Origin of the sequence: Pseudomonas sp. HMSC067G02 (assembly GCF_001813485.1) — a bacterium.
Classification (GTDB): Bacteria; Pseudomonadota; Gammaproteobacteria; order Pseudomonadales; family Pseudomonadaceae; genus Pseudomonas; species Pseudomonas aeruginosa.
This window is the reverse complement of sequence record NZ_KV812639.1, coordinates 1-517: the sequence shown is the minus strand read 5'-3', so window position 1 is coordinate 517 and position 517 is coordinate 1. Positions and strand designations below refer to the sequence as shown.

The 517-nt window shown below is 58.4% G+C and carries 1 pseudogene; it reads left to right on the top strand.

The features are described from left to right. Nucleotides 1–517: pseudogene (locus tag HMPREF2914_RS07280) on the top strand (ISL3-like element ISPst2 family transposase); the annotation flags it as partial.

Below are 517 nucleotides of genomic sequence, written 5' to 3'. Positions count from 1 at the left end.
CAAGGGAGACCGGAAAATCCTGCTGAAACGCGCTCACGAAGTCTCAGACCGGGAGCGCCTCATCATGGAGACCTGGACAGGCGCGTTCCCGCAACTGCTGGCCGCCTACGAGCACAAGGAGCGCTTCTACGGCATCTGGGACGCCACCACACGGCTCCAGGCAGAAGCCGCCCTGGACGAGTGGATAGCCACCATCCCGAAGGGCCAAAAGGAAGTCTGGAGCGATCTGGTCAGGGCAGTGGGAAACTGGCGCGAAGAGACCATGACCTACTTCGAGACGGACATGCCCGTCACCAACGCTTACACGGAGTCCATCAACCGACTGGCCAAGGACAAGAACCGTGAAGGGCGCGGTTACTCCTTCGAGGTGATGCGGGCACGAATGCTCTACACCACGAAGCACAAGAAGAAGGCACCGACTGCGAAGGTCTCTCCTTTCTACAAGAAAACCATCGGTTACGGACTGCCGGACTTCGCAGAGGAACTCAACTACGGAGTCGATCTATCAACCATCTGA